This window comes from Pseudomonas sp. R3-56, from assembly GCF_051132075.1.
GTDB lineage: Bacteria > Pseudomonadota > Gammaproteobacteria > Pseudomonadales > Pseudomonadaceae > Aquipseudomonas.
In genome coordinates this window covers 350,716-376,758 of the sequence record NZ_CP071657.1, presented here as the reverse complement: position 1 = coordinate 376,758, position 26,043 = coordinate 350,716, and the positions used below count along the sequence as shown (strand labels likewise).

The following is a 26,043-nucleotide window of genomic DNA, read 5'->3' as shown; positions in this document are numbered from 1 at the left end:
CCGGGAACCGTAGGACAAGTTCCCACAAAAACTGAAAGGTCAATACGCGCAAAAAATACTATTTTGGAGCAAGCTCACGCAGGTGGCGTGCTACCGCAATCCATGCACCGATATAACCCAACAGCACCGCGCCAAGCAAGAGCGACACGCCGTCGGCGACTGGCACACCGGCCAGTGAAAAATCACTGCCGTACAAACCGGCCAATCCCACTACCGCATCGTTCAGCCAATCCAGGCCGAACGCCAATACCCCCCAGGACAGGATCCCGGCACCGAAGCCATACAGCGCCCCCATGTAGAGGAAGGGCCTGCGAACATAACTGTCCGTACCGCCGACGAGTTTAATCACTTCTATCTCTGTGCGGCGGTTTTCAATATGAAGACGAATGGTATTGCCTATCACCAAAAGTAATGCAGAAACCAGAAGCACCGTCAGACCAAAGACAAACCGGTCGCCGAGCTTGAGTATCGCCGCAAGACGCTCGACCCAGACTAGATCAAGTTGGGCCTGTTGTACCTTGGGCAGTTCCGAAAGTCTTTGTCTTAATGCTTCAAGGGTGGGCTTGTCGACCTCGTTCGGAGTCACCAGCACCACGCCCGGCAGCGGGTTCTCCGGGAGTTCCTTGAGGGCCTCGCCCAGGCCGGACTGCTGCTGGAACTCTTCGAGCGCCTGCTCGCGCCCGACGTATTCGGCGTCGGCTACGCCCGGCATGGCCTTGATCTGCTCACGCAACGCCTGCCCTTCGCCCGGTGTCGCGTCCAATTGCAGATAGAGGGAGATCTGCGCCGCGCGCTGCCAGGAGCCGCCCAGGCGCTCGACATTATTAAGCAGTAATGACAGGCCCATGGGCAGGCTCAGGGCCACGGCCATCACCATGCAGGTAAAGAAGCTGCCGATGGGCTGCTTGCCCAGGCGCCGCAGGCTGTCGACCAGGCTGGCACGATGGCTTTCGATCCAGGCGTGCAGCAGCGTGGCGAAATCCGGGCCGTCGTCATCGTCGCGTTTCTTTTTCTGCGGCTGCGGGTCGGAGGCCTTGGGAGCCACGCGCTCGGCCACTTTCGGGCTACGGGTTGCACTCATACACCCGCCTCCCCGTCGCCGATCAGTCGACCGCGCTGCAAGGTGAGCATGCGATGACGCATACGTGCGATCAGCGCCAGGTCGTGACTGGCGATCAGCACGCTGGTGCCCAAACGGTTGATATCTTCGAATACGCCCATGATTTCCGCCGCCAGTCGCGGGTCGAGGTTACCGGTGGGTTCATCCGCCAGCAGCAAGGCCGGGCGGTGGACGATCGCGCGGGCGATACCGACACGCTGTTGCTGGCCGGTGGACAGGTCGCCCGGATACAGGTCGGTCTTGTCCGACAGCGCTACACGCTCCAGTGCCGAGTCCACGCGCTTGTTGATCTCGGCCTTGGACAGCCCGAGGATCTGCAACGGCAGCGCCACGTTGTTGAACACTGTGCGATCGAACAGCAATTGGTGGTTCTGGAACACCACACCGATCTGCCGTCGCAGGTAGGGAATCTGGGCATTGCTGATGGTGCTCAGGTCCTGGCCGGCCAGCAGCAGCTTGCCGGTGGTGGGCCGTTCCATCGCCAGCAGCAGGCGCAGCAAGGTACTTTTACCGGCGCCGGAATGGCCGGTGACAAACAGAAACTCGCCCCGACGGACCCGAAAGCTCAGCTCATGCAGGCCGACGTGACCGTTCGGATAGCGTTTACCGACCTGTTCGAAACGAATCATGAATGCTCCCGCTCGGCAAACAGTGCCTGGACAAAAGGCTCGGCTTCAAAGGTGCGCAAGTCGTCGATGCCTTCGCCCACGCCGATGTAACGAATCGGCAAGCCGAATTGCTTGGCCAGGGCGAAGATCACCCCGCCCTTGGCGGTGCCGTCCAGCTTGGTCAGGGCCAGCCCGGTCAGTTCGACGGTCTGGTTGAACTGTTTGGCCTGGTTGATGGCGTTCTGGCCGGTACCAGCATCCAGCACCAGCAGCACCTCGTGAGGCGCCTCGGCGTCGAGCTTGCCGATGACCCGGCGGACCTTCTTCAATTCTTCCATCAGGTTGTCTTTGGTGTGCAGGCGACCGGCCGTGTCGGCGATCAACACGTCGATGCCACGGGCCTTGGCGGCCTGCACGGCGTCGAAAATCACCGAGGCGGAGTCCGCACCCGTGTGCTGGGCAATGACCGGGATCTTGTTGCGCTCACCCCACACCTGCAACTGTTCTACCGCGGCGGCGCGGAAGGTGTCGCCAGCGGCGAGCATGACTTTTTTGCCTTCGAGCTGAAGCTTCTTCGCCAGTTTGCCGATGGTGGTGGTCTTGCCGGCGCCGTTGACGCCGACGACCAGGATCACGAACGGCTTGTTCTGCGAAGCAATCACCAGCGGTTTTTCTACCGGCTTGAGCAGGCTGGTCAGTTCGCCTTGCAGGGATTTGTACAACGCGTCGGCATCGGTGAGCTGCTTGCGGGCGACCTTCTGGGTCAGGCTCTGGATGATGACGGAAGTGGCCTCGACGCCGACATCGGCGGTCAGCAGGCGGGTCTCGATGTCTTCCAGCAATTCGTCATCGATGACCTTCTTGCCGAGGAACAGGCTGGCCATGCCTTCGCCAATGCTGGCGCTGGTCTTGGACAGGCCCTGCTTGAGGCGGGCGAAGAAGCCGACTTTGTTTTCTTCGGCGCTGCGCGGCGGCTCGACCAGAGCCGGAACCTCAGCTGTTATAGCCTCTGGCTCAGGGGCGGGCTCGGGGGTGGCAGGCGCAACGACAACCGGTGTCTCGGTAATGGGCGCCTCGACCGGTTGCGTCGATGCCGGAATCGGTGGGGTGACATGCGCAGCCTGCTCATCTTCGACCAGCGCGACCGGTTCTTCGGCCACGGGCAAGGTCAGCCAGGGCGTTTGCCCGGCGGGCGGGGTCAGTGGCTGCTCGGCAACCGGCTCGGCGGCAACCTCAGGCTCGACCGGCTGCAGCACCGGTTCGGCAATCGGCAGGACGATCGGCGCGGTCTCTTCTACCGCGGTCTCGGCCACAGTCTCGGCGGCCGGCTCAGGCGGCAGTTGCGGCTGCTCGACGACGGTTTCCTGCGGCTTCTTGCGCAGCCATCCGAACAGGCCTTTTTTCTCGCCAGCCGCAGCTGGGGTCTTCTTGTCGTCGTTGGAACCAAACATGGAGGACGGCTATCTCACGGTAGCGACGCGCCAGGCAGGCGCCTCGGTGATAAATATTCGATGCTGAACAGACTGCGTTTCATCCAGCTTGTTCACGCGCAACATTTTGTAGAGTTGTCTCGCGGACAACTCAAGTCGCTTTTTTCGAAGGACTGGTGGGACATTTTCGGCGAAAACATCGGGAACAGCAGATAAACCCGAGGCTTCTTCCGCAAATCCAAACAGCCTCGCGCCGATAAAAGGCCCGATAGGCGTGGCCGCCAGTAAAACGGATCAGTATCCTAGCACCTCCTCGCCCGCCGAGGCTAAGGCCAAGCGGGCAGTCCAACAGGTTTAAACACGAATGAATGCTCTTGCCCGCCGCGCCGCTGGCCTGCTGCTCAGCACAGTTTGTCTGCCCTTTTCCGCCCTTGCTGCCGACCCGCAACCCACCCATGAATTTACCCTCGACAACGGTTTGAAGGTCGTCGTGCGCGAGGATCACCGGGCTCCGGTGGTCGTGTCCCAGGTCTGGTACAAGGTGGGCTCCAGCTATGAAACGCCGGGCCAGACCGGCCTGTCTCACGCCCTGGAACACATGATGTTCAAGGGCAGCGAAAAAGTCGGTCCCGGCGAAGCGTCGTTGATCCTGCGCGACCTTGGCGCCGAGGAGAACGCTTTCACCAGCGATGACTTCACCGCCTATTACCAGGTACTGGCCCGGGATCGCCTGGGCGTGGCCTTCGAGCTTGAAGCCGATCGCATGGCCAGCCTGCGCTTGCCGCCGGAGGAGTTCAGTCGCGAGATCGAGGTCATCAAGGAAGAGCGCCGCATGCGCACCGATGACAAGCCCATGTCCAAGGCCTACGAGCGATTCAAGGCCATGGCCTACCCGGCCAGCGGCTACCACACGCCGACCATCGGCTGGATGGCCGACCTGGACCGGATGAAGGTCGAGGAGCTGCGCCACTGGTACGAATCCTGGTATGCACCGAACAATGCGACCCTGGTAGTGGTCGGCGACGTGACACCAGACGAGGTCAAGACCCTGGCCCAGCGCTATTTCGGCCCGATTGCCCGGCGCGCCGTGCCGGCGGCGAAAATCCCGCTGGAGCTGGCCGAACCCGGTGAGCGCAAGATCACCCTGCATGTACAGACCCAACTGCCGAGCGTCATGCTGGCGTTCAACGTGCCGAGCATCGCCACGGCCACCGACAAAGTCCCGGTCAACGCCTTGCGGCTGATTTCCGCGCTGCTGGACGGCGGTTACAGCGGCCGGATCCCGGCCCAGCTGGAGCGCGGCGAAGAATTGGTGTCCGGCGGCTCGTCGAACTACGACGCCTACACCCGTGGCGATACCCTGTTCACCCTGTCGGCGACACCCAACACGCAGAAAAACAAGACCCTCGCCGAGGCCGAAGCCGGGCTGTGGCGCTTGCTCGAACAACTGAAGACCACCGCTCCCACCGCCGAGGAACTGGAACGCGTCCGCGCCCAGGTGATCGCCGGCCTGGTGTATGAGCGCGACTCCATCACCAGCCAGGCCACCGCCATCGGCCAGCTGGAAACGGTCGGCCTGTCCTGGAAGCTGATGGACACCGAGCTGGCCGAACTGCAAAGCGTGACCCCGCAGGATATCCAGAAGGCAGCCCAGTTGTATTTCACCCGCTCGCGCCTGAGCGTCGCGCACATCCTGCCCGAGGAGAAAGCTCATGAGTGAGCGCAAATCACCGCGCCTGGTGCTGATCGGCCTGGTATTGATCGCCGTGGTCGGCGCGCTGGCCTTTTACCTGTCGCCATCGACCAGCTCCAACGCCAGCCAGGCACTGGACAAGGCCAAGTCCGGCAACAAGCTGCAATCGCTGGCTGAACTGGACGACAAGGCGCCCAGCCATCGCCAGCTCGACGTGCAGACCTGGAAAACCGCCGGCGGCGCCAAGGTGCTGTTCGTCGAAGCTCGCGAATTACCGATGTTCGACCTGCGCCTGACCTTCGCCGCCGGCAGCAGCCAGGACGGCGACGCACCGGGCCTGGCGCAGTTGACCAACGCCATGCTCAATGAAGGCGTGGCCGGCAAGGACGTCAGTGCCATTGCCGAAGGCTTTGAAAGCCTCGGCGCCGATTTTGGCAACGGCGCCTTCCGGGACATGGCCGTGGCTTCGCTGCGCAGTCTCAGCGCAGCCGACAAGCGCGAGCCGGCGCTGAAGCTGTTTGCCGAAGTTGTCGGCCAGCCGACCTTCCCCGCCGACTCCTTCGCGCGCATCAAGAACCAGATGCTCGCCGGTTTCGAGTACCAGAAGCAGAACCCCGGCAAACTGGCGGGCCTGGAACTGATGAAGCGCCTGTACGGCGACCATCCGTATGCGCACTCCAGCGACGGCACGGCACAGAGCATCCCGCCGATTACCCTGGCCCAGGCCCGGGCCTTTCATGCCAAGGCCTATGCCGCCGGCAACGCGGTGATCGCCCTGGTGGGGGACCTGTCCCGTGCCGAGGCCGAAGCCATTGCCAACCAGATATCCGCCGCACTGCCCAAGGGCCAGGCCCTGGCGAAAACGCCGCCACCGGTGGAGCCGAAAGCGAGCGTCCACCATATCGAGTTCCCGTCCAAGCAGACCAACCTGATGCTCGCGCAACTGGGCGTCGACCGCGACGATCCGGACTATGCCGCCGTGTCCATGGGCAACCAGATCCTCGGCGGCGGTGGCTTCGGCACGCGGCTGATGACCGAGGTCCGGGAAAAACGCGGCCTGACCTATGGCGTCTATTCCGGCTTCACGGCGATGCAGGCTCGCGGCCCGTTCATGATCAGTCTGCAGACCCGTGCCGAGATGAGCGAAGGCACGTTGAAGCTGGTACAGGATGTGTTCGCCGATTATCTCAAGAACGGCCCGACCCAGAAGGAGCTCGACGACGCCAAGCGCGAGCTGGCCGGCAGCTTCCCGCTGTCGACCGCGAGTAACGCCGACATCGTCGGTCAGCTCGGCGCCATGGGCTTTTATGACTTGCCGCTGAGCTACCTGGAGGATTTCATGCGCCAGTCCCAGGCGCTGACGGTCGAGCAAGTCAGGACCGCGCTGAACAAACACCTGAGCACGGACAAGATGGTCATCGTCACCGCTGGCCCGACCGTGCCGCAAAAGCCGTTGCCGGCCCCCACTGACAAACCTGCCGAGCAGCCGCTCGGGGTTCCGGAGCATTAATGGCCCGTCCATCCAATTCCAGCAAGAAACCCGCGCACAACGGGGTTAACCAGTTGCGCATCATCGGCGGTGAGTGGCGCAGCCGGCGCTTGAGCTTCCCCGATGCCCCGGGCCTGCGGCCGACGCCGGACCGGGTGCGCGAAACCCTGTTCAACTGGCTCGCGCCGTATGTAGCGGGTGCCCGGGTACTCGACCCGTTCGCCGGCAGTGGCGCGCTGTTTCTCGAGGCCTTGTCCCGTGGCGCCGCCATGGGCCAGGCGCTGGACGCCAGCAGCCTGGCGGTCTCGAGCCTGAAAGAACACCTGGGCACGCTGCGTTGCACCGTCGGCCAGGTGCAGACGGCGGATGCGCTACGCTATCTCGACAGCCAGCCCGCGACACCTTTCGACCTGGTGTTCCTCGACCCGCCGTTCAACCAGAACCTGTTGCCGGCCGTCTGCGCGTTGCTTGAGGAACGGCAATGGCTGGCCGACGATGCCTGGGTCTACACTGAAAGCGAGACCGCCCCTTCGACCCTGGGCTTGCCGGCCAATTGGCGCCTGCATCGCGAGCAGAGATCCGGGCGGGTGTATTACGCATTGTGGCAACGTACGGCAGAGGCCGTTGGCTGAACCGCTGACCGTGCACCGAGAATGATCGTGTCCTGCGCACCTGAACGCTTCATACCCGCCCCGGGCCTTGGCAATCCACACTTGCAGACCTTGTGGGGCCCATTGTGGCGTAAAACCGTTCACATCGATCGCGAACGTGAGCGCCTCTGGCTGGACGATGGTGATTTCCTCGACCTCGACTGGCATGGCCCGCATAGCGCCGAAGCACCGCTGGTGCTGGTGCTTCATGGGCTGACCGGTTCCTCCAACTCACCCTACGTTGCCGGCCTGCAACGCGCGCTCAATGCTCAAGGCTGGGCCAGCGTCGCCCTGAACTGGCGTGGTTGCTCGGGCGAGCCGAACCTGCTGGCCCGCAGTTATCATTCCGGCGCCAGCGAAGATCTCGCCGCGGCTATCGAACATCTGCGGGCCCGACGCCCCTTGGCACCGCTGTTTGCGGTGGGCTATTCGCTGGGCGGAAATGTGCTGCTCAAGCATTTGGGGGAAGCCGGCAACGACAGCCAGCTGCAGGGCGCAGTGGCGGTCTCGGTACCGTTTCGCCTGGACCAGTGCGCCGACCGCATCGGACAGGGCTTTTCCAGGTTCTATCAGGCGCACTTCATGCGGGAAATGGTCGCCTACGTGCGCAACAAGCAACGCCAGTTCCAGCATGACGGACGCGACGAAGGGCTCGCGACCCTGGCAGCCCTGGGCTCGCTGGACAACATGCGCACCTTCTGGGATTTTGACGGCCGGGTGACAGCGCCGCTGCACGGCTTTTCCGACGCAGCGGATTATTACCGGCGCGCGTCCAGCCGCTATTTCATGGCGGGAATCAGTACACCGACGCTGGTCATCCAGGCCGCCGACGACCCATTTGTATTCCCCCACAGCCTGCCCGAACCCGGCGAGTTGTCGGCCTCGACCCACCTGGAACTGCACCTGCGGGGCGGGCATGTAGGATTTGTCGACGGAACCCTGCGCCGCCCGGGCTATTACCTGGAACGGCGGATTCCCGGTTGGCTGGCTAGCCTGGCACAAGGCTGAGCGTAGCAATGGCGGAAAGAGAGTCTGCAGGACTATACGAATCCCCTTGTGGGAGCGGGCTTGCTCGCGAAGGCGGTGGTTCAGCCAGTACTAATGTTGGATGTGCCGACGCCTTCGCGAGCAAGCCCGCTCCCACAAAGCTCGCTCCCACATTGATTTCGGGTGTCTTGTTATTCGTTATTCGCCCTTCGCCACGCCCCGCTGGGGATCGTTGATCCACTCGCTCCACGAGCCGGCATACAACCGTCCCAGCGGATAGCCCGCCAGGCACAAGGCAAACAGGTTATGGCACGCCGTCACGCCGGAGCCACAGTAAGCCACCAGCTCGGTGGGCGGACGCTCGCCCAGTTTTTCAGCGAAACGCAGCTTGAGTTGATCGGCCGGCAAGAAGCGTCCATCGGTCCCCAGGTTGTCGGTGAATGCTGCGCATGACGCGCCCGGGATATGCCCCGCCACCGGGTCGATCGGCTCGACTTCGCCCTTGAAACGCGGCAGCGCCCTGGCATCCAACAGAGTCATGTCCGCATCACCGAGGCGCTGCTGCAACGCCTGCGCACTGAGCAGCAAGCTCGCGTCCGGCGCGCCGCTGAAAGTCCCGCGAGCAGTCTGCGGCGGATCCAGGCTCAGGGGCAGGCCGGCCGCATGCCAGGCCTTGAGCCCGCCGTCGAGAATATGTACGCCATCGCGTTTGCCCAACCAGGCCAGCAGCCACCAGGCCCGGGCGGCATAGGCGCCGGGGCCGTCGTCATACAGCACGACCTCGCTGTCATTGTTGATCCCCCAGGCCCGGAGACGCTCAACCAGCGCCTCGGGCTCCGGCAGCGGATGACGTCCCGTGACGCCCTTGATGACCGGCCCGCTCAGATCCCGCTCAAGGTCGACGAACGACGCGCCGGCGATATGGCCCTCGGCGTAACTGCGCTGGCCATAGTCCGGGTCCTCCAGGGCAAAACGACAATCGAGGATCACCAGCCCGGGCTGTGATCTCCGCTGTTCCAGGGCCTGAGGGCTGATGAGTTGCGCGATGGGCATGGTGAGCTCCTGTGGCTGAATCGAGGGGTCCGATCTACTGCCCTTCCTCCAGGGTCTGGGCCAGCGGGACATAAAATTCTTTGAACAGCGCATCTACCGCTTCGCGGGCCTGCTCGGTCACAAACCCCGCCTCCAGCACCAGCACCTGATACACGCCGCGCTTGATCGCCTGTTCGCTCAGGTGACTGGAGTTTTCGCGCGTGGTGCAGAGGAACCGGACCCAGGACGTGAGGACAATCCAGGCATTGAGGGTCAGGGACTCGATCTGGACGCGGTCCATCGCCAGGATACCGGCGTCGACGAAGCCTTCGTAGATAGCCGTGCCATGGATCAGGCAGCGTTGGGAAAAGCGTCGGTAGCGAGCCGCCAGTTCCGGGTCGCTGTCGAGCAGGTGCTCCAGGTCCCGGTGCAGGAACCGGTAGCGCCACATCGCCGAGAGCAGCTCCTGCAGGTAGAAGCGTTTGTCGTCCACCGTGGCCGCCCGCCCCTGGGGTGGCCGCAGGAAGCTGTCCACCAGGTTTTCGTATTCGCTGAACAGCACGGCGATGATCGCCTGCTTGTTGGGGAAGTGGTAATAAAGATTGCCCGGGGACATGTCCATGTGGGCGGCAATGTGATTGGTGCTGACACTGCGCTCACCCTGCCGGTTGAACAACTCCAGGCTGTTCTGCACGATGCGCTCGCTGGTTTTTATTCGTGGGGCCATGGCTTGGGCTTAATTCGAAAAATCATGTGATGGGCATCTTACGACCTATCGGTCACGGGAGAAAACCCACGCCATCGCGGAGGCGGCATTTGACTTTTTAGAGCACAAGCTCTAGAAATCCACCATTCCAACAATAATCCGGTGCCGACATGCCAGCCGACGTTGCTTACCTGCACCAGTCTCAACAGCAGCTGGATGAAATTCGGACGATCTTCGAGGCCCAGCGCCGTGCTTTCGCCGCTCATCCCATGCCAACGGCCGAGCAGCGCCGGCAGTGGCTCAAGGCATTGCGCGAACTGTTGAGCAATGAACGGCAAGCCCTGATCGACGCGATCAGCCAGGACTTCAGTCACCGCAGCGCCGACGAAACCCTGCTGGCCGAGCTGATGCCGAGCCTGCACGGCATCCATTACGCCAGCCGCAACCTCAAGGGCTGGATGAAACCTTCCCGGCGCAAGGTCGGCATGGCCTTCCAACCGGCATCGGCCAAGGTGATCTACCAGCCATTGGGCGTGGTCGGGGTCATCGTGCCGTGGAATTACCCGCTCTTCCTGGCCGTGGGCCCATTGGTCGGCGCCTTGTCAGCGGGCAACCGGGTCATGCTCAAGCTCAGCGAGGCGACCCCGGCCACCGGGTTGCTGCTCAAGCGACTGTTCGCCCGTATCTTTCCCCAGGACCTGGTGTCGGTGGTGCTGGGCGAGGCTGACGTCGGCATTGCATTCTCCAGGTTGCCGTTCGATCACCTGTTGTTCACCGGCGCCACCAGCATCGGCAAGCATGTGATGCGTGCCGCCGCGGAAAACCTCACCCCCGTCACCCTTGAGCTGGGTGGCAAATCACCCGCCATCGTGTCCGACGACGTACCGCTCAAGGACGCCGCCGAACGCATAGCCTTCGGCAAGACCCTGAATGCCGGGCAGACCTGCGTCGCGCCGGATTACGTGCTGGTACCGCAGAGCCGCGTCGGAGCGTTCGTCGAGGCGTACCGCGAAGCGGTCCGCGGGTTTTATCCGACGCTGGCGGACAACCCGGACTACACCGCCATCATCAACGTTCGCCAACTGGCGCGGCTCAACGGCTACATCGGCGACGCCACCAGCAAAGGCGCGCTGCTGATCGAGCTGTTCGACCAGGGCCAGGGACGCCGCATGGCCCACAGCCTGTTGCTCAATGTCACGGATGACATGACGGTGATGCAGGATGAGATCTTCGGCCCACTGCTGCCCATCGTGCCGTATGAAGGCCTGGACCAGGCTTTTGCCTACATCAATCGGCGGCCTCGTCCGCTGGCGCTCTACTACTTCGGCTACAACAAGGCCGAACAGCAGCGAGTACTCAATGAAACCCATTCCGGCGGCGTCTGCCTGAACGACACGCTGCTGCATGTGGCCCAGGACGACATGCCGTTCGGCGGCATTGGCGCCTCGGGGATGGGCCACTATCACGGTCACGAGGGATTCCTGACCTTCAGCAAGGCCAAGGGCGTCCTGATCAAGCAGCGCTTCAACGCCGCCAGACTGATTTACCCGCCCTATGGCAAGCCTTTGCAGAAGCTGATCCAGAAGCTGTTCATCCGCTAACAAGCGTCTCCCGGGTAATAACAATAATGAGCCCAACCCTGACCGATACGCCCGCCCTGACACGGCGTGGTTTGCTGCAACTGAGCCTTGGCGCCAGCGTTTTCCTTGCCACCGTCGGCCTGGGCGCCAGCCTCAGCGGCTGTTCGTCCAGCCAACCGGCGGACGGCCTGAAGGCCCTGCGCGACAGCGACCTGGCATTTCTACGCGCCGTCATTCCGGTGATGCTCGACGGCGCAGTGACGGCAGGAACGATCCAGGCCGCCACCGATGCCACGCTGCAAAGCCTGGATCGCGGCCTGGCGCACTTGTCTGCGGCGATGCTCAAGCTCACGCATCAACTGTTCGACGTGCTTACGCTGGGCGTGACCCGCGGGCCGCTGACCGGAATCTGGGGTGGGTGGGAAAACGCCAGCGCCGATGACATTCAACAATTCCTGACACGCTGGGAAAACAGCTCGCTGAGCTTGTTGCGCCAAGGCCACAGCTCTTTGCTGCAAATGGTGATGATGGCCTGGTACAGCCGGCCCGAGGCCTGGGCACACTGCGGGTATCCGGGCCCGCCAACCGTCTGAAAGCCAGCCCCAATTCCTGTGGGAGCGGGCTTGTGTGGGAGCGGGCTTGCTCGCGAAGGCGGTGTATCAGCCGACATTAGTGTTGCCTGAATTACCGTTTTCGCGAGCAAGCCCGCTCCCACAAGGGCTCAGTCAGCTCACGACAACAAGGGAGTCTCAAGCATGCCCGTACCCGATCCGTTCCGCGAAGGCCTGGCCCGTGGCTGGACCACCTACAACGGCGCGCAACTGGCCCAGGACCTCATGCTGGAAGCCGACGTGGCGATCATTGGCAGCGGCGCCGGCGGTGGCACCACGGCGGAAATTCTCAGTGCCGCCGGCTACAAGGTATTGCTCATCGAAGAAGGCCCGCTCAAGACCAGCCAGGACTTCAAGCTGCTGGAGGATCAGGCTTACACCAGCCTGTACCAGGAAGGTCTCGGGCGAATGAGCAAGGACGGCGCCATCACCATTCTCCAGGGCCGGGCCGTGGGAGGCACCACGTTGATCAACTGGACCTCGAGCTTTCGTACGCCTGACCAGACTCTCGAACACTGGGCGACCGAGCATGCCGTCCGGGGCCACGGCCCCGCTGAGATGGCGCCCTGGTTCGAACGCATGGAGCAGCGCCTGGGGGTGGCGCCATGGCTAATTCCGCCCAATGCCAACAACGACGTCATTCGCAAGGGCTGCGAGCAATTGGGCTACAGCTGGCATGTGATCCCGCGCAACGTGCGTGGCTGCTGGAACCTGGGCTATTGCGGAATGGGCTGCCCGACCAATGCCAAGCAATCGATGCTGGTCACCACCATACCCGCCACGCTGGACCAGGGCGGCGCCCTGCTCTATCTGGCGCGGGCCGAACGCCTGATCATCAGCAACGATGCGGTAGTGGAATTGCGATGCCAGGCCATGGACGAACGCTGCGTGGCGCCAACCGGACGGTGCATAAGGGTCAAGGCGCGGCATTACGTGCTGGCCGGTGGCGGCATCAACAGCCCCGCCCTGCTGCTGCGCTCCGACGCGCCGGATCCGCATCGATGCCTGGGCAAGCGCACCTTCCTGCACTTGGTGAACATGTCAGCCGGACTGTTCGATGAAGTCATCAACCCTTTTTATGGGGCTCCACAGTCGATTTATTCAGATCATTTCCAATGGCAGGATGGCGTCACCGGCAAAATGTCCTACAAGCTGGAAGTCCCGCCTTTGCACCCGGCCCTCGCCGCCACGCTGTTGGGCGGCTTTGGTGCGCAGAACGCAGCGCACATGGCAAAGTTGCCCCACACCCACGCCATGCTGGCGTTACTGCGCGACGGCTTTCACCCGGACAGCGCCGGCGGCACCGTGGAATTGCGCAGCGACGGCACGCCCGTGCTCGACTATCAGGTCTCCCCCTACACTTGGGACGGTTTGCGCCGGGCATTCCACAGCATGGCCGAGATCCAGTTCGCCGCAGGGGCCAGGTCGGTCATGCCGATGCACAGCGATGCCCGGCACGTGAAAACCCTGGCCGAGGCCCGGGCGCTGATCGACGGGCTGGACCTGGCCCTTTTCCGTATCCGCCTGGGCAGCGCTCATGTCATGGGGGGTTGCGCCATGGGCGAAGAGCCGAAACACGCGGTGGCCGACAGCCTCGGCCGCCACCACCAACTGCGTAATCTTTCCATCCACGACGGCTCGCTGTTCCCCACCAGCATCGGCGCCAACCCGCAGTTGTCGGTGTACGGCCTGACCGCCAAACTGGCGACCTTGCTGGCCGAACGTCTGCAAAACACATGAAAAAACCGACTATTCGCAGCGCCTATAGTGCGTTCTTATCCCATCGCCGACTTGGCCGACCGAGTCGGCTGCGATACCATCCGACTCCCCAACGGACTCCCGCCAGGACGACGCGATGAACCGAGTGTTGTACCCAGGTACCTTCGACCCCATTACCAAGGGCCATGGCGATCTGGTCGAACGCGCCTCGCGCCTGTTCGACCATGTGATCATTGCCGTCGCCGCCAGCCCGAAGAAAAACCCGCTGTTCCCGCTGGAGCAACGTGTGGAGCTGGCCCGTGAGGTCACCAAGCACCTGCCGAACGTGGAAGTGGTCGGCTTCTCGACGCTGCTGGCGCATTTCGCCAAGGAAAAGAACGCCAATGTGTTCCTGCGCGGCCTGCGTGCGGTCTCGGATTTCGAGTACGAGTTCCAGCTGGCCAACATGAACCGCCAGTTGGCCCCGGACGTCGAGAGTCTCTTCCTGACGCCATCGGAGCGTTACTCCTTCATCTCGTCGACCCTGGTGCGGGAAATTGCGGCCTTGGGCGGCGATATCACCAAGTTCGTCCACCCGGCCGTGGCCGACGCGCTGACCCTGCGCTTCAAGAAGTAACCCGCCGACGCTGCGACTCGCTCGCAGCACAGCGCAGTCCATCGCCCCCGCGTGCACTGCGCTCGCCAATGCGGCACAATTGCGCCCATACGTTTTTCAGATGCCCGGGCTCAACGCCCCGGCCGGAGCTTGCATGTCCCTGATCATCACCGACGACTGCATCAATTGCGACGTCTGCGAACCCGAGTGCCCGAACGCCGCCATTTCCCAGGGCGAAGAGATCTATGTCATTGACCCGAACCTGTGCACCCAGTGCGTCGGGCACTATGACGAGCCTCAATGCCAGCAGGTCTGCCCGGTGGATTGCATCCCGCTGGACGAGGCTCATCCGGAGACTGAGGAACAGTTGATGGCGAAATATCGCAAAATCACTGGCAAGGAATGAATCGGTAATCTGTAGCGCCTTTACTGGCCTCATCGCGAGCAAGCTCGCTCCCACAGGGGATCTATGGACATCGCAGCATCTGCGTACTGAGCAAATACCTTGTGGGAGCGAGCTTGCTCGCGATAGCGCCATCAGCGACACCCAATACCTCACTCCTGCCGCTCAAACCCCTCCCCAACACACCCCAGGCACCGCACAAACGTCGCTTTCGCCGGGTCGACCACCAACGCTTTCCCCGCATCGCCAACCCCGCCACCCAGCGCCGTAAAGGGCAACGACACGACAAACGCCCCAGCACCGATCACGGTAGCAGCGAGCAGCAACGGACGAGCAATCAGCAAGTCGCCGAGCATGGCGTACGCGGGTGGATTCTGGATGGTGTAGCGCGGGTCACCGCTTTCGGTGTTCGCCAAGGCAGGCAAGCCGACACTCAGCGAGAGTGCCAGGAGGAAAGTTCGAAGCAGAGTCATGGGGCGATCCTTCGGCTGAAACAGTATGACTACTGACTATAGACCGTAAGACGAATCACCTCTGGCAGCGCGGACACCAGACGCTGGCGCGCTGGCCCAGGCGGATTTCCCGCAGCCCCGTGCCACAGATCTTGCACAACTCCCCACCCCGGCCGTACACGAACAGTTCCTGCTGGAAATAACCGGGCTGGCCGTCTCCACCGATGAAATCCCGCAGCGTGGTTCCACCGCGTTCGATGGCATGGGCAAGGATGCGCTTGATCTCGATCGCCAGTTTCAGATAGCGCGCCCGAGAAATGCTTCCGGCGGCGCGCCGTGGGTCGATTCCGGCGGCGAACAGCGCTTCGGTAGCGTAGATATTGCCCACGCCCACCACAACCGCGTTGTCCATGATGAACGGCTTGACCGCCATCGAGCGCCCACGGGAAAGCTGGAACAGCCGTTCGCCGTCGAACAAGTCGGTCAGCGGTTCCGGCCCGAGGCGAATCAGCAACTCGTGATTGAGCGGGTCAAGGCTCCAGAGCATCGCCCCGAAGCGACGCGGGTCGGTGTAGCGCAAGGCCAGCCCGGACTCCAGTTCGATGTCGACATGTTCATGCTTGAGGGCGGGCATGCCGATCTCGACCAGCCGCAGGTTGCCGGACATGCCCAGGTGGCTGATCAGCGTGCCAACCTCGGCATTGATCAACAGGTACTTGGCCCGCCGTTCCACCTGCACGATGCGCTGCCCCGAAAGACGCACATCGAGGTCTTCGGGAATCGGCCAGCGCAAGCGGCGGTCACGCACGACGACGCGGCTGACCCGTTGCCCTTCGAGGTGTGGCGCGATCCCGCGGCGGGTGGTTTCGACTTCCGGCAGTTCTGGCATAGGGCTCTCGAATCAAGCGAAAGCTGGCACTCAACGAGAGGCCAGGTCGCGGATTTCCTGTTTCTGGGTCTCGAAGTCGTACTCCGGCAGACCGATGTAATCGAGCACCAGTGGCCCGACGCAATTCCACTCGTGGTCCTCGGCCTGGTTGCCCAGCACGCGATGGGAAGCACAGATGTTCTCGGACATCTTCAGGATCGCCAACAGGTTTTTCAACTGACTGTTATTGCGCGAGGATTCGTCGCTGAAAATCGCCAGGGCGTTGTGGTGATTGGCGATGGCCTGGCTGACGTGGTCCGGCAGGCGCCAGGACTTGGAGGTGTAGTAACCGACCACCGCATGGTTGGTGTTGAACACGCGGTTTTCGGTGTCCACCACCCGGATCTCGGCGCTGGCATTGGCATAGGCCTCCTCCAGCACGCCCATGTAGGTGGGGAACTGCTTGAGCATCAGCGGCACGCCGCAGTCATGGAACAAACCCAGGGCATAGGCTTCGTCGCCGTTCTGCAGGCCGACGCGCTTGGCCAGGGTCAGGCAGGTCATGGCCACGTCCTGGGCGGTGTCCCAGAAGCGGTTCAAGGTGACAATGGCATCGTCGTGCAATTCGCCCTTGATCGACTGCGCGTTGATCAGGTTGATGATCGACCGGCTGCCCAGCAGGTTCACTGCGCGCTGGATCGAAGTGATCTTGTTGCTCAAGCCGTAGTACGGCGAATTGACGATCTTGAGCAAGGCACCCGAAAGGCCCGGATCCTGGGAAATCAGCTTGGCAATGGTTTCCAGGTCCGGGTCGGGCATGTACTGCTCCATCTGCAAATCCACCATGATTTGCGGCTGGGGCGGCACACTGATGCCCTGCAGGGACTGTTGGATCTGTTCGGCGGAAAGTTCTTTGGACATGGGTACACACTCTGGGTAAGGCCGGGAGTCTAACCCCTAAATCTGGATCCGACACACCACCGGTAAATTGGCGGAACTTTCGTACAAGCCTGAGCTTCGGAAGCTGTAGGACCAATGCCCAAGTCTTGTAATAAGGCTTAGGTCGGCAGCCAACCCATTCAGCTTTAGGAGATTTTCATGCCCGCTAATCTGAACAACAAGCGTGTCGCCATTCTGGTCACCGACGGTTTTGAACAGGCCGAACTGACCGGTCCCAAAGAGGCGCTGGAACAGGCCGGGGCCAAGGTCGACATCATTTCCGCCAGCGACGGCCAGGTCAAAGGCTGGAACCATGACAAGCCGGCCGACGACTTCAAGGTGGACCTGACTTTCAAGGCGGCGAATGTCGATCAGTACGAAGCGGTGGTGCTGCCCGGCGGCGTGCAGAATTCCGACACCATTCGCATCGACCCCGACGCGCAGAACCTGGTCAAGGGCTTCGAAGCGGCTGGCAAACCTATCGCGGTGATTTGCCATGGCGGCTGGTTGCTGGTGTCCAGCGGCCTGGTCAAAGGCAAGACCATGACCAGCTACAAGACGCTCAAGGATGATCTGGTCAATGCCGGCGCGAACTGGGTCGACCAGGAAGTCGTCCGGGACGGCACCTGGATCAGCAGCCGCCAGCCGGATGATATTCCCGCGTTCAACCGTGAACTGATCAACTCGCTGTCGGCCTGAAGCCCTTGTGGCGAGGCGAGCAGCGCAGGCTCCCTCGCCGCATGTCCACCGCCGGCCCCGCAAGGGTTGCAACACGGTATACTCCCGCTCTTTTTTCCGGAGCGACGTCATGTCCCTGCCCAGCCTGCGCCTCAAAGCCAACGCCGACCGTCGCCTGCGCGCCGGCCACCTGTGGGTCTACAGTAACGAAATCGATGTGGCCGCCACCCCGCTGCACGGCTTCAAGGCCGGCGACCTGGCGGTCCTCGAAGCCGCCGGCGGCAAGCCGCTGGGCATCGTTGCGATGAGCCCGAACAACCTGATCTGCGCACGCCTGCTGTCTCGCGACGCGAAGCTGGCGCTGGACAAATCCCTGCTGGTGCATCGCCTCAACGTGGCGTTGTCCCTGCGCGAGCGGCTGTTCGACAAGCCGTTCTATCGCCTGGTCTACGGTGATTCCGACCTGCTGCCGGGCCTGGTGGTTGACCGTTTCGGCGACATCCTGGTGGTGCAGATCGCCTCCGCCACCATGGAAGCCCACAAGGACGACGTGATCGCCGCCCTCACCCAGGTGCTCAAGCCTAGCGGCATCCTGTTCAAGAATGATTCCGCGGCACGCGACGCCGAAGGACTGGAGCGCTACGTCGAGACCGTGTTCGGCCTCGTCCCGGAGTGGGTCGCCCTGGAAGAGAACGGCGTGAAATTCGAAGCGCCGGTCATGCAAGGCCAGAAAACCGGCTGGTTCTACGACCACCGCATGAACCGTGCGCGCCTGGCACCCTACGCCAAGGGCAAGCGCGTTCTGGACCTGTTCAGCTACATCGGCGGCTGGGGCGTGCAAGCCGCGGCGTTCGGTGCCAGTGAAGTATTCTGCGTCGACGCCTCGGCCTTCGCCCTCGACGGCGTCGAGCGCAACGCCGCGCTGAACGGCGTCGCCGAGAAGCTGACCTGCATTGAAGGTGACGTATTCGAAGCCTTGAAGGAACTCAAGGCCAGCGAAGAGCGTTTCGACGTGATCGTTGCCGACCCGCCGGCCTTCATCAAGCGCAAGAAAGACCTGAAGAACGGCGAAGGCGCCTACCGCCGTCTCAACGAACAGGCCATGCGCCTGCTCAGCAAGGACGGCATCCTGGTCAGTGCGTCATGCTCGATGCACCTGCCCGAAGACGATCTGCAGAACATCCTGCTGACCAGCGCCCGTCACCTGGACCGCAACATCCAACTGCTCGAACGCGGCGGCCAGGGCCCCGATCACCCGGTACACCCGGCGATCGCCGAGACGCGCTACATCAAGAGCATCACCTGCCGGTTGCTGCCTAATAGCTGAGGCCGGACGGGGCCACAGCCGTAGCGCTGTGGCCCCCATCCATTAACAATCTGATCGCAGCCTTGGCTGCGATTTTTTTTGCGCCTGATCATGACTTCAGCTCAAGCAAGAACCTGTAGGAGGTCCCCCACGCAATTACCAGAGCCTTCCTACACAATCTCTGCGTGCCTGGCGGGCGTTAAGCATTAGGATTGAAAGCTACTCCTCAGGTGCGCCTTGGAACTCGTCATGACTGATCCGCAAACCCGCCTGGCTACTCGAAAACATGCCACCGTCGGCTTACTGCTGACGCTGACATTGCTCGGTGTTTTCCCGATTGATGTGGTGTTGCCCTCATTCCCTGCACTGTCCGAGCATTTTCAAAGTCCCTCATCCGATATTGCCCTGTCCGTTAGCCTGTTCGCGGTGGGCATCGCTCTTTCGCAACTGCTGATCGGCCCGCTTTCCGATGTCATGGGGCGGAAAAACCTGCTGCTGATCGGGATCGCCATTTCAGCGGTGGGAGCAACGGGTTGCGTGCTCGTCGACAGCTACTGGTCCTTTCTGTTCTTCCGTGTCATCCAGGCCTTGGGATGCGGTTGTTTCGTCCTGTCCCAAGCGCTGATCCAGGACCTGTTCACCGGCCAGGAACAGCAGCGGCTGCGAATTTTGCTGGTCACCTGCGGCGGTATTTTCATTTCCTTTTCGCCCCTGGCGGGCACTGGGCTGCAAAGCTGGATGGGTTGGCGAGGCAGTTTCCTGGTGTTCACTGCACTGTCGATTGGGGTGTTCGCAAGCGTCTGTCGTTTACTTGAGCACTCTCGGGTCGACGGTCATCCCAGGCGTTTCAACTTCGTCGCATCCTATCGAAAGGTCTTCGGTGACTTCAGCTTCCTGGCCTATTGGTTGATTTCGGCGCTGGCTTTTTCCTGCCATTTTTCATTCATCGTCATTTCACCGCTGATCCTGATAGACCAGTTGCACTTATCACCCGAGGCTTTTTCGCTGGTACTGCTGGGCTATGGGCTGGCCTACATTGGCGGCGGCCTCATCGCGACCGTGCTGAGTAACCGGATCGACCCGCAGACGCAAATCATGACGGGGCTGGGCCTGATCCTCGCCGCTGGCCTTCTGATGCTGGGGCTCGCCAACCAGCTGGGCTTGTCGGTGACCACTCTGTTGCTACCCATGATCGTATGCACCGCCGGAACGACCATCGCCCGGGCGGCAGCCAACAACCAAGCCATGACGCTGTTTCCGGGACAGGCCGGCACGTCCGCCTCGGCCGGTAGCGTACTGGTGTTCATCGTCGGCGGGCTGAGCAGTGCCGTGATCAGCCTCATACCGCTGGACTTGCAGGTAGCCCTGGCCCTGTGTCTGGTGTTGCTCAGCCTGCTCGGGCTGACGCTCAATGCCTTGGTCCGGCAACGTGACGGGGGGCTGTTGCCCGGCTGAACGCTGCCAGTCGTCATTCCAGGCGCGAGATTGGTCTCGATCGGCGCTTTGCGTCATTTCATCCTGACGCCAGCGGTGTAGAATCGCGACATTCATCGCCATTCATCCCCGGCGGGTTTATGAGCTCATGCTGAGGCGCGCAGCGATCCTGCAAAGTCATCAGCCACGTCCGGACTCACGGCCAACCCCGAGTGTTCCAGACGTCGACAGAAGCTCACTTCCCCATTGATACCTGATAAGTACCTGATTAGCCGCCCGGAGTGCTCCATGCCTGATTACCGTTCGAAAACATCCACCCATGGCCGCAACATGGCCGGCGCCCGTGCCCTGTGGCGCGCCACGGGGATGAAGGATGACGACTTCAAGAAGCCGATCATCGCCATTGCCAACTCCTTCACGCAATTCGTACCAGGCCATGTTCACCTCAAGGACCTGGGCCAACTGGTTGCACGGGAAATCGAACGCGCCGGCGGGGTTGCCAAGGAATTCAACACCATTGCCGTGGACGACGGCATCGCCATGGGTCACGACGGCATGCTGTATTCGCTGCCCAGCCGCGAGATCATCGCCGACTCGGTCGAATACATGGTCAATGCCCACTGCGCCGACGCCATCGTGTGCATTTCCAACTGCGACAAGATCACCCCCGGCATGCTCATGGCCGCCCTGCGCCTGAACATCCCGGTGATCTTCGTATCGGGTGGCCCGATGGAAGCCGGCAAGACCAAGCTCGCCAGCCATGGCCTGGACCTGGTGGACGCCATGGTGATTGCCGCCGACTCCAGCGCATCCGACGAGAAAGTCGCCGAGTACGAGCGCAGCGCCTGCCCGACCTGCGGTTCCTGCTCCGGCATGTTCACCGCCAACTCGATGAACTGCCTGACCGAGGCCCTGGGCCTGGCGTTGCCTGGCAACGGTTCGACCCTGGCCACCCACAGCGACCGCGAACAGCTGTTCCTGCAGGCCGGCCGGACCATCGTCGAGCTGTGCAAGCGCTACTACGGCGAAAACGACGAATCGGTGTTGCCGCGCAACGTCGCCAACTTCAAGGCGTTCGAGAACGCCATGACCCTCGACATCGCCATGGGCGGCTCGACCAACACTATCCTGCACCTGCTGGCCGCGGCCCAGGAAGCCGAGATCGATTTCGACCTGCGCGACATCGACCGCCTCTCCCGCCACGTGCCGCAACTGTGCAAGGTCGCGCCGAACATCCAGAAGTACCACATGGAAGACGTGCACCGCGCCGGGGGGATCTTCAGCATCCTCGGTTCGCTGGCCCGCGGCGGCTTGCTGCACACCGACCTGCCAACCGTACACAGCAAGACCATGGCCGAGGCCATCGCCAAGTGGGACATTACCCAGACCAGCGACGAAGCCGTGCGTCACTTCTTCAAGGCCGGCCCGGCGGGCATCCCGACACAAACCGCGTTCAGCCAGTCGACCCGTTGGGAAACCCTGGACGATGACCGTGAGAACGGCTGCATCCGCAGCGTCGAGCACGCCTACTCCAAGGAAGGCGGCCTGGCCGTGCTGTACGGCAACATTGCCCTGGACGGCTGCGTGGTGAAGACCGCCGGCGTCGACGAGTCGATCCATGTGTTCGAAGGCAACGCGAAGATTTTCGAAAGCCAGGACAGTGCCGTGCGCGGGATTCTCGCCGACGAGGTGAAAGCCGGCGACATCGTGATCATTCGTTATGAAGGTCCGAAGGGCGGCCCGGGTATGCAGGAAATGCTCTACCCGACTTCCTACCTGAAATCCAAGGGCCTGGGCAAAGCCTGTGCGCTGCTGACCGACGGCCGTTTCTCCGGCGGCACGTCGGGCCTGTCCATCGGCCACGCTTCGCCGGAAGCAGCGGCTGGCGGTGCCATCGGCCTGGTGCGCGATGGCGACAAGGTGCTGATCGACATTCCGAACCGTTCGATCAATCTGTTGATCAGCGATGAGGAACTGGCTGCACGCCGCGTCGAACAGGACAGCAAAGGCTGGAAGCCGGTGGAAGTGCGTCCGCGCAAAGTCACCACGGCCCTCAAGGCCTACGCCCTGCTTGCCACCAGTGCCGACAAGGGCGCGGTGCGCGACAAGGCGATGCTTGACGGGTTGTAAGCGCCCGAGCCACAAAAAATGCCCCGCCAAGTGCGGGGCATTTTTATTGGACCAGAGATATCCCTGTGGCGAGGGAGCTTGCTCCCGCTGGGCCGCGAAGCGGCCCCAAGATCCGCCAAATGCGGAGCATCAGAAACACCGCACCCGCCGCTTCACGACTCCTTCGCAGCCGAGCGGGAGCAAGCTCCCTCGCCACGGAAGCCGTAACTGATCCGGTTTACTGGATATCTTCCGGCTTGACGATCACCCAGTTCTTGTCCGCTGTCACGGGCAGCCCTTCCTTGGCCTGGGCGGCCGCGTGCTTGGCCATCATGCCGTTGATCTGGGTCATGTATTTATCCTTGCGATTGACCCACAAGTGGATGCCGCCCTTGGCCACGTCTACATCATGGAACAGCATGTAGCCGTCGCTGCTCGGCGTGTCACCAGCCACCAGCACCGGTTTTTTCCATTCATCGATATAGGTCAGGATCGCCGCGTGCTTGCCGGCCATCCAGGTCGCCGGCGTCCACAGGTACGGTGTGTACTCCAGGCCAAGATTGGCCTTTTCGTCATATTTGCCGTTGGTGATTTGCTTGCGGGCGGTGGTCAGTTCGCCGGTCTTGCGGTCCTTGAGCAGCGTGGTTACGCCAATGACGTTCTGCGGCTTGAGGTTGTAGCCATACTTCGGGTCCGAGGCAACCATGCGCACCAGCTCTTCGGAGGCGGCGGTCATGACATAGACCTCGATGCCGTTCTCCATCAGCTTGTTGTAGAGCTCGGCCTGCCCGGTGAATATCTTCGGTGGGTTGACGTTGTACTGGACCACTTTGTCGCCATCGTAATACGTGGTCGGTACCGGTTTGCCGGAAGCCATCAGCTCATCGACGTAGCCCTTCAGCTCCTTGAGGGTGTAGCCGGAAAACACCTGGGCCACCCACGGGTAGCAGACCATGTCGTCCACTTCGCAGAGTCGATAGTAATAACTGAACAGGCTTTCCTTGTGGTCGGCGGTGTCCTTGAATGGCATCAGCTTCAAGGACGGGTCCAGGCTTTCCCGGGTGATGAGCCCCTTGTTCTCCATGAACGGCAGCAACGATTCTTCGAGATCGTAGCGGTAGCTGGTGTTGTCCATGTCGAACACCGCGTAGTTACCTTTGTTGGCGTTGGCCGCGATCATCGCTTCCAGCGCCTTGGCCTGTTCCGCGGGCCAATGCTTGAGGTCAGTGGCGAGCGCCTGGCCGGCGAGGCCCAGGCCTATAGCGACAGCGAGCAAGCGAGGTACGAGCTTCATCGACATTTACTCCCAGGTTGTAGGAGCTCGACGCTAACAAATGCCTATGACAGATCCCGCCTGTGCGCGACCGCTTGCGTCTCGATAACGCCAGCGGCATACCCCTGGGCGCCAACGCCTTATTCCAAAAACGACAGTAAACATTCTTTTTAAGTATTAATTCTTTAGATATCAGGCTGTTAGGCTTTCCGGCTCACAGTCGCGTCGCTTGGCGGCTGGCAAAGTCTTTCGGAGTTTTTCATGAATCTACCGCTGATCCTCAATCTGTTGGTGTTCATCGCCTTGCTGTACGGCTTGGCGCAAACCCGTCACAGCACTTGGAGCCTGGCCAAAAAAGTGCTACTGGCGCTGGTCCTGGGCGTGGTGTTCGGTATCGCGCTGCACACGATCTACGGCGCAGGCGACCCGGTGCTCAAAGCCTCGATCGGCTGGTTCGACCTGGTGGGCAACGGCTACGTGCAGTTGCTGCAGATGATCGTGATCCCGCTGGTCTTTGCTTCGATCCTTAGCGCCGTGGCCCGCCTGCACAACGCCTCGTCCCTGGGCAAGATCAGCTTCCTGACCATCGGCACGCTGCTGTTCACTACCGCCATCGCCGCCCTGATCGGTATCGGCCTGACCAACCTGTTCGGCCTCACTGCCGAAGGCCTGGTGGCCGGAACCCAGGAGCAGGCACGGCTGCAAGTGATCCAGAGCGATTACGTCGGCAAGGTCGCCAACCTGAATATCCCGCAACTGCTGCTTTCGTTCATCCCCCAGAACCCCTTCGCCGACCTGGCCAGGGCCAAGCCGACGTCGATCATCAGCGTGGTGATCTTCGCAGCATTCCTCGGTGTCGCGGCGTTGCAATTGCTCAAGGATGACGCAGAGAAAGGCCAGAAAGTGATCAACGCCATCGACACCCTGCAAAGCTGGGTGACGCGCCTGGTGCGCCTGGTGATGAAGCTGACCCCGTATGGCGTACTGGCGCTGATGACAAAAGTGGTGGCTGGCTCCAACCTGCAGGACATCATCAAGCTCGGCAGCTTCGTGGTGGTGTCGTACCTGGGGCTGGGGCTGATGTTCGTAGTCCACGGCCTGCTGGTGTCCGCTGCCGGGATCAATCCGTTGCGCTTCTTCCGCAAGATCTGGCCGGTGCTGACCTTCGCTTTCACCAGCCGCTCCAGCGCGGCGACCATCCCCCTGAGTATCGAAGCCCAGACCAGCCGCCTCGGCATTCCCCGGGCGATCGCCAGCTTCAGCGCATCGTTTGGCGCCACCATCGGCCAGAACGGTTGCGCCGGGCTGTATCCAGCGATGCTGGCGGTCATGGTCGCGCCTACGGTGGGGATCAATCCACTGGACCCGGTGTGGATCGCGACGCTGGTGGCCATTGTGACCTTGAGTTCCGCGGGCGTGGCCGGTGTCGGCGGTGGCGCAACGTTCGCCGCGTTGATCGTGCTGCCGGCCATGGGCTTGCCGGTCTCGCTGGTGGCGCTGCTGATTTCGGTCGAGCCGTTGATCGACATGGGCCGTACCGCGTTGAACGTCAGTGGCTCGATCACCGCCGGGGCGATTACCAGCCAGGTGATGCAGCAGACGGACAAGGCCTTGCTCGATGCCGAGGAGCATGGGGAGTTGGTGCACGCTTGATTGGTGGCGCCAAGTAGATCGCCTTCGCGAGCAGGCTCGCTCCCACATGGATCAGCAGTGATCACAGAATTCGTGTACGCCAAAGATCCAATGTGGGAGCGAGCTTGCTCGCGATGCTGTTAGCGCTTCTCCCACACCTCAAAACTGTACGCCGGCTTGTCCCCTTCAGCCGGGTTCAGCTGGTTCGACACAAGTTTCCACTGGCTCGAAGCAAACTCCGGAAACCACGCATCCCCTTCCGGGCTCAGCGCCACGCGGGTCAGGTACAAGCGATCCGCCTGCTCCAGTGCCTGCGCGTAGAGCTGGGCGCCACCGATCAGCATCAGCTCGTCAACGCCCTGTTCCAACGCCCAGGACTCGGCCCGCTCCACTGCGGCCTCCAGCGAAGAAAAGACTTCCGCGCCTTCCAGCACCAGGCCCGGCTGGCGGCTGACGACAATGTTCAAGCGTCCCGGCAGCGGCCGACCGAGGGAATCCCAGGTCTTGCGCCCCATGATGATCGGCTTGCCCAGGGTGGTGGCCTTGAAGTATTTGAAGTCCCCCGGCAGGTGCCAGGGCATGCAATTGTCGATGCCGATCACACGGTTTTCACCGAGGGCTGCGATCAGGCTTAAGGGAAGAGTTTTTTTCATGACGGCGAGGATACCAGAGGCCCGGACCGGTGCCACAGCGGTTATGCTGATTGCTCATTCGAGCAACGGAAGCCCT

General features: G+C 62.1%; 24 protein-coding genes. 14 read left to right on the top strand and 10 right to left on the bottom strand.

What is annotated here, in order from left to right:
* Positions 1-58: 58 nt before the first annotated feature.
* From ftsX to ftsY, 3 genes are read right to left on the bottom strand one after another with little or no spacing between them, the layout of a single operon-like run.
* Positions 59-1,081 (bottom strand): permease-like cell division protein FtsX, encoded by a 1,023-nt coding sequence (ftsX, locus tag J3P96_RS01805; RefSeq protein ID WP_305498152.1) that lies wholly within the window; start codon positions 1,079-1,081, stop codon positions 59-61.
* Positions 1,078-1,749, bottom strand: coding sequence for a cell division ATP-binding protein FtsE (gene ftsE / locus J3P96_RS01800; protein WP_024778908.1), 672 nt, complete (start codon positions 1,747-1,749; stop codon positions 1,078-1,080). Before ftsE ends, ftsX begins: the two co-directional genes overlap by 4 nt.
* Positions 1,746-3,179: a signal recognition particle-docking protein FtsY gene (gene ftsY, locus J3P96_RS01795; RefSeq protein ID WP_434654949.1), complete on the bottom strand. Its 1,434-nt coding sequence runs from the start codon at positions 3,177-3,179 to the stop codon at positions 1,746-1,748. Before ftsY ends, ftsE begins: the two co-directional genes overlap by 4 nt.
* A 343-nt stretch (positions 3,180-3,522) precedes the next feature.
* Here ftsY and J3P96_RS01790 point away from each other — a divergent pair, with 343 nt between their 5' ends.
* Genes J3P96_RS01790 through J3P96_RS01775 form a run of 4 tightly spaced genes read left to right on the top strand, consistent with a single transcriptional unit; the run spans position 3,523 to position 7,998 of the window.
* Positions 3,523-4,878 (top strand): M16 family metallopeptidase, encoded by a 1,356-nt coding sequence (locus J3P96_RS01790; RefSeq protein WP_434654946.1) that lies wholly within the window; start codon positions 3,523-3,525, stop codon positions 4,876-4,878.
* Entirely contained in the window at positions 4,871-6,361 is a 1,491-nt protein-coding gene (locus tag J3P96_RS01785) for a M16 family metallopeptidase (RefSeq protein WP_434654943.1), read from the top strand. The genes J3P96_RS01790 and J3P96_RS01785 overlap by 8 nt, the downstream gene beginning before the upstream one ends.
* A complete protein-coding gene (gene rsmD / locus J3P96_RS01780) occupies positions 6,361-6,972 on the top strand; it encodes a 16S rRNA (guanine(966)-N(2))-methyltransferase RsmD (RefSeq protein WP_434654940.1) in 612 nt (203 codons plus the stop codon). The genes J3P96_RS01785 and rsmD overlap by 1 nt, the downstream gene beginning before the upstream one ends.
* A 21-nt stretch (positions 6,973-6,993) precedes the next feature.
* Positions 6,994-7,998 carry a hydrolase gene (locus J3P96_RS01775; RefSeq protein ID WP_434654937.1) on the top strand — a complete coding sequence of 335 codons (1,005 nt, stop codon included), beginning with the start codon at positions 6,994-6,996 and terminating at the stop codon, positions 7,996-7,998.
* A 177-nt stretch (positions 7,999-8,175) separates the two neighbouring features.
* Here J3P96_RS01775 and J3P96_RS01770 read toward each other — a convergent pair whose 3' ends face one another.
* Positions 8,176-9,030: a sulfurtransferase gene (locus J3P96_RS01770; RefSeq protein WP_434654934.1), complete on the bottom strand. Its 855-nt coding sequence runs from the start codon at positions 9,028-9,030 to the stop codon at positions 8,176-8,178.
* 34 nt (positions 9,031-9,064) lie between these two features.
* Positions 9,065-9,736 carry a TetR/AcrR family transcriptional regulator gene (locus tag J3P96_RS01765; RefSeq protein ID WP_434571157.1) on the bottom strand — a complete coding sequence of 224 codons (672 nt, stop codon included), beginning with the start codon at positions 9,734-9,736 and terminating at the stop codon, positions 9,065-9,067.
* A 149-nt stretch (positions 9,737-9,885) separates the two neighbouring features.
* Here J3P96_RS01765 and J3P96_RS01760 point away from each other — a divergent pair, with 149 nt between their 5' ends.
* From J3P96_RS01760 to J3P96_RS01740, 5 genes are all read left to right on the top strand, one after another.
* A complete protein-coding gene (locus J3P96_RS01760; protein WP_434654931.1) occupies positions 9,886-11,316 on the top strand; it encodes a coniferyl aldehyde dehydrogenase in 1,431 nt (476 codons plus the stop codon).
* A 26-nt stretch (positions 11,317-11,342) separates the two neighbouring features.
* Positions 11,343-11,888, top strand: coding sequence for a twin-arginine translocation pathway signal protein (locus J3P96_RS01755; RefSeq protein WP_434627342.1), 546 nt, complete (start codon positions 11,343-11,345; stop codon positions 11,886-11,888).
* 162 nt (positions 11,889-12,050) lie between these two features.
* Entirely contained in the window at positions 12,051-13,646 is a 1,596-nt protein-coding gene (locus tag J3P96_RS01750) for a GMC family oxidoreductase N-terminal domain-containing protein (protein ID WP_434654929.1), read from the top strand.
* A gap of 115 nt (positions 13,647-13,761) precedes the next feature.
* Positions 13,762-14,241, top strand: coding sequence for a pantetheine-phosphate adenylyltransferase (gene coaD / locus J3P96_RS01745; protein WP_007897855.1), 480 nt, complete (start codon positions 13,762-13,764; stop codon positions 14,239-14,241).
* Positions 14,242-14,374: 133 nt separating this feature from the next.
* Positions 14,375-14,626, top strand: a complete 252-nt coding sequence (locus tag J3P96_RS01740; RefSeq protein ID WP_434571149.1) for a YfhL family 4Fe-4S dicluster ferredoxin — start codon at positions 14,375-14,377, stop codon at positions 14,624-14,626.
* Positions 14,627-14,775: 149 nt separating this feature from the next.
* On the opposite strand, the gene J3P96_RS01735 is transcribed toward J3P96_RS01740, so the two are convergent.
* The 3 genes from J3P96_RS01735 to J3P96_RS01725 are packed head-to-tail and all read right to left on the bottom strand — an operon-like array spanning position 14,776 to position 16,810.
* On the bottom strand, positions 14,776-15,096 hold the full coding sequence (locus J3P96_RS01735; protein ID WP_305498139.1) for a multidrug transporter: 321 nt from the start codon (positions 15,094-15,096) through the stop codon (positions 14,776-14,778).
* 55 nt (positions 15,097-15,151) lie between these two features.
* Entirely contained in the window at positions 15,152-15,964 is an 813-nt protein-coding gene (mutM, locus tag J3P96_RS01730) for a bifunctional DNA-formamidopyrimidine glycosylase/DNA-(apurinic or apyrimidinic site) lyase (protein ID WP_434654927.1), read from the bottom strand.
* Between the two features lie 30 nt (positions 15,965-15,994).
* Entirely contained in the window at positions 15,995-16,810 is an 816-nt protein-coding gene (locus tag J3P96_RS01725) for an HDOD domain-containing protein (protein WP_434574069.1), read from the bottom strand.
* A 231-nt stretch (positions 16,811-17,041) separates the two neighbouring features.
* Between J3P96_RS01725 and J3P96_RS01720 the strand changes: the two genes are divergently transcribed.
* From J3P96_RS01720 to ilvD, 4 genes are all read left to right on the top strand, one after another.
* Positions 17,042-17,581 (top strand): type 1 glutamine amidotransferase domain-containing protein, encoded by a 540-nt coding sequence (locus J3P96_RS01720; RefSeq protein ID WP_434654925.1) that lies wholly within the window; start codon positions 17,042-17,044, stop codon positions 17,579-17,581.
* Positions 17,582-17,690: 109 nt separating this feature from the next.
* Complete coding sequence (locus J3P96_RS01715) at positions 17,691-18,887, top strand: class I SAM-dependent rRNA methyltransferase (RefSeq protein ID WP_434654923.1); 1,197 nt, start codon at positions 17,691-17,693, stop codon at positions 18,885-18,887.
* Positions 18,888-19,115: 228 nt separating this feature from the next.
* Complete coding sequence (locus J3P96_RS01710; RefSeq protein WP_434654921.1) at positions 19,116-20,321, top strand: MFS transporter; 1,206 nt, start codon at positions 19,116-19,118, stop codon at positions 20,319-20,321.
* A 267-nt stretch (positions 20,322-20,588) separates the two neighbouring features.
* A complete protein-coding gene (gene ilvD, locus J3P96_RS01705; RefSeq protein WP_434654919.1) occupies positions 20,589-22,430 on the top strand; it encodes a dihydroxy-acid dehydratase in 1,842 nt (613 codons plus the stop codon).
* Between the two features lie 217 nt (positions 22,431-22,647).
* Here the strand turns inward: ilvD and J3P96_RS01700 are convergent, their stop codons facing one another.
* Positions 22,648-23,703, bottom strand: coding sequence for a haloacid dehalogenase-like hydrolase (locus J3P96_RS01700; RefSeq protein ID WP_305498132.1), 1,056 nt, complete (start codon positions 23,701-23,703; stop codon positions 22,648-22,650).
* Positions 23,704-23,943: 240 nt separating this feature from the next.
* Here J3P96_RS01700 and J3P96_RS01695 point away from each other — a divergent pair, with 240 nt between their 5' ends.
* Positions 23,944-25,335: an L-cystine transporter gene (locus tag J3P96_RS01695; RefSeq protein ID WP_434654917.1), complete on the top strand. Its 1,392-nt coding sequence runs from the start codon at positions 23,944-23,946 to the stop codon at positions 25,333-25,335.
* Between the two features lie 119 nt (positions 25,336-25,454).
* Here the strand turns inward: J3P96_RS01695 and J3P96_RS01690 are convergent, their stop codons facing one another.
* Positions 25,455-25,967 carry a dihydrofolate reductase gene (locus J3P96_RS01690; RefSeq protein WP_434654914.1) on the bottom strand — a complete coding sequence of 171 codons (513 nt, stop codon included), beginning with the start codon at positions 25,965-25,967 and terminating at the stop codon, positions 25,455-25,457.
* Positions 25,968-26,043 lie beyond the last annotated feature (76 nt).